This is a genomic window from Salinivibrio sp. HTSP, assembly GCF_003390965.1.
GTDB lineage: Bacteria > Pseudomonadota > Gammaproteobacteria > Enterobacterales > Vibrionaceae > Salinivibrio > Salinivibrio kushneri.
This window is the reverse complement of sequence record NZ_PXUD01000028.1, coordinates 39,359-47,286: the sequence shown is the minus strand read 5'-3', so window position 1 is coordinate 47,286 and position 7,928 is coordinate 39,359. Positions and strand designations below refer to the sequence as shown.

At 49.7% G+C, this 7,928-nt stretch carries 7 protein-coding genes and 1 pseudogene; all 8 read left to right on the top strand.

Annotated elements, in window-relative coordinates; translation table 11 throughout:
* Nucleotides 1-74, top strand: a pseudogene (locus C7A19_RS06110) (elongation factor Tu); the annotation flags it as partial.
* 226 nt (nucleotides 75-300) lie between these two features.
* Complete coding sequence (secE, locus tag C7A19_RS06105; RefSeq protein ID WP_025674747.1) at nucleotides 301-672, top strand: preprotein translocase subunit SecE; 372 nt, start codon at nucleotides 301-303, stop codon at nucleotides 670-672.
* A gap of 11 nt (nucleotides 673-683) precedes the next feature.
* Complete coding sequence (gene nusG, locus C7A19_RS06100) at nucleotides 684-1,229, top strand: transcription termination/antitermination protein NusG (RefSeq protein ID WP_025744447.1); 546 nt, start codon at nucleotides 684-686, stop codon at nucleotides 1,227-1,229.
* Nucleotides 1,230-1,351: 122 nt separating this feature from the next.
* Complete coding sequence (gene rplK, locus C7A19_RS06095; RefSeq protein WP_046074509.1) at nucleotides 1,352-1,780, top strand: 50S ribosomal protein L11; 429 nt, start codon at nucleotides 1,352-1,354, stop codon at nucleotides 1,778-1,780.
* A 4-nt stretch (nucleotides 1,781-1,784) separates the two neighbouring features.
* Nucleotides 1,785-2,489: a 50S ribosomal protein L1 gene (gene rplA / locus C7A19_RS06090; protein ID WP_069361562.1), complete on the top strand. Its 705-nt coding sequence runs from the start codon at nucleotides 1,785-1,787 to the stop codon at nucleotides 2,487-2,489.
* 228 nt (nucleotides 2,490-2,717) lie between these two features.
* On the top strand, nucleotides 2,718-3,206 hold the full coding sequence (rplJ, locus tag C7A19_RS06085) for a 50S ribosomal protein L10 (RefSeq protein WP_069361561.1): 489 nt from the start codon (nucleotides 2,718-2,720) through the stop codon (nucleotides 3,204-3,206).
* A gap of 57 nt (nucleotides 3,207-3,263) precedes the next feature.
* On the top strand, nucleotides 3,264-3,632 hold the full coding sequence (rplL, locus tag C7A19_RS06080; RefSeq protein WP_069361560.1) for a 50S ribosomal protein L7/L12: 369 nt from the start codon (nucleotides 3,264-3,266) through the stop codon (nucleotides 3,630-3,632).
* Between the two features lie 229 nt (nucleotides 3,633-3,861).
* Nucleotides 3,862-7,887 (top strand): DNA-directed RNA polymerase subunit beta, encoded by a 4,026-nt coding sequence (gene rpoB / locus C7A19_RS06075; RefSeq protein ID WP_069361559.1) that lies wholly within the window; start codon nucleotides 3,862-3,864, stop codon nucleotides 7,885-7,887.
* Nucleotides 7,888-7,928 lie beyond the last annotated feature (41 nt).

Genomic DNA, 7,928 nt, shown 5'->3' with positions numbered 1-7,928 from the left:
AAGGTCTACGTTTCGCTATCCGTGAAGGTGGCCGTACTGTAGGCGCTGGTGTTGTTGCTAACATCATTGAATAATGATTTGACGAAACACTAGTAAAAAGGGCATCATTTGATGCCCTTTTTCTGCGTTTGACGCTCCTGCTGGTGTGAATTTAGCCAGTAGTTGTTAGCAAGCGCAGAGTTTAGTGATCGTATCGAGCTTTATTGAGGCGTTATGATCACCATGTGCCTTTGCCAAACACTGATTGTGGATGGCTGAAAAGGCACTGCCGTCTATGTAGACTTGTTACAGGTAGAATGTATGAAAGCGAACGCTGAGACCCAATCCGGTTCGATGGACATCCTTAAATGGGGTGTTGTTTTTGTCCTATTGGCCGCAGCCGTGATAGGGAATAGCCTGTACAGTGACGTGTCTGTGGTAGTGCGAGCTGCTGCTGTGGTGGTACTGGTTGCCGCTGCCGGTGGTGTTGCTGCACTCACGATGAAAGGAAAAGCTGCGATCACGTTTGCACGCGAATCGCGTATGGAAGTGCGTAAAGTGATTTGGCCGACCCGCCAAGAGACTTTACAGACATCTCTCATCGTTCTGGCTGTTACTGTCGTTATGGCGCTCATCTTGTGGGGCGTTGACGGAATCATGGTCCGTCTAGTCCGCCTAATCACTGGCGTGTGAGGTAAAAGTACATGAGCGAAGCTCCCAAAAAACGTTGGTATGTGGTCCAGGCTTTCTCTGGTTTTGAAAGCCGTGTAGCGCAGTCATTGCGCGAACATATCAAAATGCACGAAATGGAAGACTATTTCGGGGAAGTCTTGGTGCCAACCGAAGAAGTGGTTGAAATGCGCCAGGGGCAACGTCGCAAGAGCGAGCGTAAATTCTTCCCAGGTTATGTGCTCGTCCAAATGGTGATGAACGATGAATCTTGGCACTTGGTACGTGGTGTGCCACGTGTGATGGGTTTCATTGGTGGCACCTCAGATCGCCCAGCACCTATTTCTGATAAAGAAGCAGACTCTATTCTCAATCGCCTCGAAAAAGCGAGTGAGTCTCCGGTTCACAAAACCGTGTTTGAAGCCGGCGAAGTGGTGCGTGTCACAGAAGGACCGTTTGCAGACTTTAACGGTGTTGTCGAGCAAGTGGACTATGACAAGAACCGCCTTAAGGTGTCTGTCTCAATCTTTGGCCGTGCAACCCCAGTTGAGCTTGAGTTTGGCCAGGTAGAAAAAACCTGATCAAAAAAGCATCATCAACGGTTGGCAAGGGCGCGAAATTTGACTATAATTTCGCGCCCTTTTGTTAAACGGGGAGTTTATCGCAAGATAGACGTCAGTACCCAAAATAAGGTAATTGAATAATGGCAAAGAAAGTAGAAGCTTACATCAAGCTGCAAGTTGCAGCGGGTGCAGCTAACCCATCGCCACCGGTTGGTCCTGCTCTGGGTCAACACGGTGTGAACATCATGGAGTTCTGTAAAGCGTTTAACGCGAAGACCGAATCTATCGAGAAAGGTCTACCAACTCCTGTTGTTATCACTGTATACAGTGACCGTTCTTTCACCTTCGTAACCAAGACTCCACCAGCGGCGATTCTTCTTAAGAAAGCGGCAGGCGTGAAATCTGGTTCAGGTCGTCCGAACACTGAAAAAGTGGGTACCGTGACTGACGCGCAGATCCAAGAGATCGCAGAAACCAAAGCGGCAGACATGACCGGTGCGGACATCGAAGCGATGAAACGCTCCATTGCGGGTACTGCCCGTTCAATGGGCCTGAACGTAGAGGGTTAAGACAATGGCTAAAATGACTAAGCGCATGCGCGTAATCCGCGAAAAAGTTGATGTCACCAAAGAGTACGACATCAACGAAGCCGTTGCTCTACTGAAGGAACTGGCGACTGCAAATTTCGTTGAAAGTGTTGACGTTTCTGTCAACCTTGGCATCGATGCTCGTAAATCAGATCAAAACGTTCGTGGCGCGACCGTACTGCCTAACGGTACAGGGCGTGACATCCGTGTTGCTGTGTTCACACAAGGTGCGAACGCTGACGCGGCGAAAGAAGCCGGTGCGGATATCGTCGGTATGGAAGATCTTGCTGAACAAGTGAAGAAAGGCGAAATGAACTTTGACGTCGTCGTCGCTTCACCAGACGCAATGCGCGTTGTTGGTCAGCTAGGTACCATCCTAGGCCCACGTGGTCTGATGCCAAACCCGAAAGTGGGTACGGTCACCCCTAACGTTGCTGAAGCGGTTAAAAACGCGAAAGCAGGTCAGGTTCGTTATCGTAACGACAAGAATGGCATCATTCATACCACTATCGGTAAAGTAGACTTTGACGCGAACAGCCTGAAAGAAAACCTGGAAGCGCTGTTGGTGGCACTGAAGAAGGCGAAGCCAACTTCAGCTAAAGGTACTTACATCAAGAAAGTTAGCCTTTCTACAACCATGGGTGCTGGTGTTTCTCTTGACCAAAACTCTTTGGAAGCAAGCGTTAACTAATTGCGACAAGCGAGAGAGTCGTTTATACTCTCTCGCTTGACAATTTTATGGCTGAGTTTGCTTCGGCAAACTTCGTCCAAGACCGTAGGCGTTCATTACGAACTTAATCTTCCTACGTAGACGGTGCCAGAACATGATAGATTTCTCGTCTTTCTTGGATCTGCACCGTACAAGCTCTCTCTGCAAAGCTGTAGAGAGTGGTGTTAAACAATCCAGGAGCAAATCCAAATGGCTTTAAACCTTCAAGACAAAAAAGCAATTGTTGCTGAAGTCAACGAAGCTGCCAGTGGAGCCCTGTCTGCAGTAGTTGCTGATTCTCGCGGTGTCGCGGTGGACGCAATGACTTCTCTACGTAAACAAGCGCGTGAAGCGGGCGTTTACATGAAAGTCGTGCGTAACACTCTGGCTCGCCGTGCAGTTGAAGGCACTGAGTATGAGTGTCTGCAAGACACTTTTGTTGGCCCAACTCTGATTGCGTTTTCTAACGAGCACCCAGGTGCCGCTGCGCGTCTTTTCAAAGACTTCGCAAAAGAAAACAAAGAGTTTGAGGTTAAATCTGCTGCATACGAAGGCGCGATCACTGACCCAGAGGTACTGGCGACACTGCCAACGTACGACGAAGCAATTGCACGCCTAATGATGGGCTTGAAAGAAGCTTCTGCCGGCAAGCTGGTTCGTACTATCGCCGCTGTTCGCGATCAAAAAGACGCGGCCTAATCGCCCGTTTAATTTGGTTGCTTAATCCTTTTATTGTTGACTTTAAAGAGAATTGTTATGTCTATCACTAACGAGCAAATCCTAGACGCAATTGCAGACATGTCTGTAATGCAAGTTGTTGAGCTTATCGAAGCTATGGAAGAAAAATTCGGCGTATCAGCGGCAGCAGCCGTTGTTGCTGGCGGTGCGGCTGAAGGCGCAGCGGTTGAAGAGCAAACCGAATTTGACGTTATCCTAACTGAAGCGGGTGCGAACAAAGTAGCCGTTATCAAAGCGGTACGTGGCGCAACGGGTCTAGGCCTGAAAGAAGCGAAAGCGCTTGTTGACGGCGCACCAGCACCTCTGAAAGAAGGTGTTGAGAAAGAAGAAGCTGACGCGCTTAAAGCGCAGCTAGAAGAAGCTGGTGCTTCTGTTGAAGTTAAGTAATTTATACTTAATTTCCTAGCCTGAAAAGGCATTGGCTGGTGGCTAAAAAGCCACCGGCCTTTTTGCGCTGTAGGGCAGTAGTGAAATTTTCACCCCGTTTTATCACTGCTGACCATGCAAAAAAAATCAAAGCAAGCGCTTTGATTTTCCTACACTAAACGGTGGTTGTTTAGTCACTGTCCCTTGTACTGGACAGTTTGGGTCACTTATCAGCGAGCTGAGGAACCCTATGGTTTACTCTTATACCGAGAAAAAGCGTATCCGTAAGGATTTTGGTAAGCGTCCGCAAGTTCTGGACGTGCCATACTTGCTGTCGATCCAGCTTGAATCTTTTAAGAACTTTATCGAGCAGGATCCAGAAGGGCAATACGGTCTTGAAGCTGCCTTTCGCTCTGTCTTTCCAATTCAGAGCTACAACGGCAATTCCGAGCTGCAATACGTTAGCTATCGTCTCGGTGAGCCAGTTTTCGATGTCAAAGAATGCCAAATTCGCGGCGTAACCTATTCGGCCCCACTACGCGTCAAACTGCGCTTGGTGATGTTTGATAAGGATGCCCCGGCTGGTACCGTTAAAGACATCAAAGAACAAGAAGTCTATATGGGCGAAATTCCGCTCATGACTGAAAATGGTACCTTTGTCATCAATGGTACTGAGAGGGTTATCGTATCCCAGCTGCACCGTAGTCCGGGCGTCTTTTTCGACAGCGATAAGGGTAAAACCCATTCCTCAGGAAAAGTGCTATATAACGCACGCGTGATCCCATACCGTGGTTCATGGTTGGATTTCGAATTCGATCCTAAGGATATCGTATACGTTCGTATCGATCGTCGTCGTAAGCTGCCAGCTTCGATTATTCTGCGTGCGCTGGAATACACCACTGAAGAGATTTTGGACCTGTTCTTCGAAAAAGTTGTTTTCGAAGTTAAAGGTAAATCTCTAGTGATGGAGTTGGTACCTGATCGCCTACGTGGTGAAACCGCGAGCTTTGATATCGAAGCGGATGGCAAAGTCTACGTGGAGCAGGGTCGTCGAATCACTGCGCGTCATATCCGTCAGTTGACGAAAGATAACGTTGATCACATCGAAGTACCAGTTGAGTACATTGCGGGCAAGATCTCTGCACGTGAGTACGTCAATCAGGACACTGGCGAAGTGATTGTCTCGGCTAACCAAGAGGTCAGCCTGGAGACACTGGCGCAGTTGTCGCAAGCAGGTCATAAACGTATCGAAACCCTGTTTACCAATGATCTGGACCATGGCCCGTACATGTCAGATACCTTGCGTATCGACAACACCACGGACCGTCTGACGGCGCTAGTTGAAATCTATCGCATGATGCGTCCTGGCGAGCCACCAACGCGTGAAGCCGCCGAGCAACTGTTTGAGAGTCTGTTCTTCTCCGAAGACCGCTATGATTTATCATCTGTGGGTCGTATGAAGTTCAACAGCTCGTTGGGTCGTGACGACCTCACTGGACCTGGCGTACTGAGCAAAGAAGACATCATTGAGGTGATGCGTAAACTGATCCATATCCGTAACGGTATTGGCGAAGTGGACGATATTGATCACCTCGGTAACCGCCGTATTCGCTCTGTGGGTGAAATGGCAGAAAACCAGTTCCGTGTGGGCTTGGTACGTGTAGAGCGTGCAGTAAAAGAGCGTTTGAGCTTGGGCGATCTCGATAACGTGATGCCACAAGACTTGATTAACGCCAAGCCTATCTCTGCGGCGGTGAAAGAGTTCTTTGGTTCGTCTCAGCTGTCACAGTTTATGGATCAAAACAACCCATTGTCTGAGGTCACGCACAAGCGTCGTATCTCTGCCTTGGGTCCAGGTGGTCTGACACGTGAGCGTGCTGGTTTCGAAGTGCGTGACGTACACGCAACGCACTATGGTCGCCTATGTCCGATCGAAACACCGGAAGGGCCGAACATCGGTCTGATTAACTCACTGTCTGCGTTTGCGCGCTGCAACGCTTATGGCTTCCTGGAAACACCTTACCGTAAAGTGGTTGACGGTAAAGTGACGGACCAAATTGATTATCTGTCGGCGATTGAAGAAGGCCATTATGTTATCGCGCAGGCTAACGCTGCGTTGAACGAAGATGGGTCTTTCACCGATGAGCTGATCACCGCGCGTGAAACGGGTGAGTCAGGTTTGCACCCACGCGACCATGTTCAGTATATGGACGTTGCGACTAACCAAGTCGTTTCCGTGGCTGCGTCGCTGATCCCATTCCTTGAGCATGATGATGCGAACCGTGCCTTGATGGGTGCGAACATGCAACGTCAAGCTGTACCAACATTGCGTGCGCAAAAGCCGCTAGTGGGTACGGGTATCGAGCGTAATGTAGCGGTTGACTCAGGGGTGACCGCGGTAGCCAAACGTGGCGGTACCATTCAGTCGGTTGACGCCTCACGTATTGTGGTGAAAGTGAATGAAGATGAATTGGTACCAGGCGAAGCCGGTATCGACATCTACAGCTTGATCAAATACACACGTTCTAACCAGAACACCTGTATTAACCAGCGTCCAACCGTGATGCCGGGCCACGAAGTGGCAAAAGGTGACGTACTGGCTGACGGCCCATCGACTGACTTGGGCGAGCTAGCACTGGGTCAGAACATGCGTATCGCGTTTATGCCGTGGAACGGTTACAACTTTGAGGATTCTATCCTTATTTCTGAGCGAGTGGCTCAGGAAGACCGTTTGACCACTATCCACATCCAAGAGCTGTCTTGTGTGGCGCGTGACACTAAGCTGGGTAGCGAAGAAATCACCGCGGATATTCCAAACGTGGGTGAAGCGGCGCTGTCTAAGCTGGATGAGTCAGGGGTTGTGTATATCGGTGCCGAAGTGAAAGGCGGCGATATCATGGTCGGCAAAGTGACGCCAAAAGGCGAAACGCAACTGACACCAGAAGAGAAGCTGCTGCGTGCCATTTTCGGTGAAAAAGCGTCTGACGTGAAAGACTCGTCACTGCGTGTACCGAATGGTGTGTCTGGTACGGTTATCGATGTACAAGTCTTTACTCGCGATGGCGTAGAAAAAGACAAGCGTGCACTCGAAATCGAAGAAATGCAGTTAAAAGAAGCCAAAAAAGACCTGACCGAGGAGTTCTCTATCCTTGAAGGCGGTCTGATGGCACGTGTTCGCACACTGCTTTCTCAAGCCGGTTATACCGACAACCAGCTCGACGGCATGGATCGTCAGACCATGTTGACGCAAACGCTGGATGATGAAGCACAGCAAACCCAGCTTGAGCAATTGGCTGAGCAATACGACGAAATCAAAGCCGACTTTGATAAGAAATTCGATACCAAGCGTCGCAAGATCACTCAAGGTGATGACCTTGCCCCAGGCGTGTTGAAGATTGTAAAAGTCTACCTTGCGGTGAAACGTCGCATTCAGCCAGGCGATAAGATGGCCGGTCGTCACGGTAACAAAGGTGTTATCTCTAAGATCAACCCGATCGAAGATATGCCTTACGATGAGTCAGGCGAGCCTGTTGACTTGGTACTGAACCCATTGGGTGTACCTTCGCGGATGAACATCGGTCAGATCCTAGAAACGCACTTGGGTCTGGCGGCGAAAGGTATTGGTGACAAGATCAACCGCATGCTTAAAGAGCAGCAGGAACTGGCGAAATTCCGTGAGTTCTTGCAGAAGGTCTATGATCTGGGTGAGACCCGTCAGGAAGTGGACATCAGTAAACTGACTGACGAGGAAGTTCGCACGTTGATCAATAACCTGCGTGATGGTCTGCCAACCGCATCTCCTGTCTTTGATGGTGCGCCTGAGCCGGTTGTCAAAGAGCTATTGAAACTGGGTGATTTGCCAGAGTCAGGTCAGCTTGACCTTTACGATGGCCGCACAGGTGAGAAGTTTGAGCGTCCAGTAACCGTGGGTTACATGTACATGCTGAAACTGAACCACCTTGTTGACGACAAGATGCACGCCCGTTCAACAGGCTCTTACAGCTTGGTCACGCAGCAGCCGCTGGGTGGTAAGGCACAGTTCGGTGGTCAGCGCTTCGGTGAGATGGAAGTATGGGCACTGGAAGCATACGGTGCTGCCTATACCCTGCAAGAAATGCTCACCGTGAAGTCGGATGACGTTAATGGCCGTACCAAGATGTATAAAAACATCGTGGATGGCGACCATCGTATGGAGCCGGGCATGCCGGAATCTTTCAACGTATTGCTGAAAGAAATCCGCTCGTTGGGTATCAACATCGAGCTGGAAGACGAGTAAGCCACGCGCTACTCTCTCCGGTAAGAATATGAAGGCGCTGC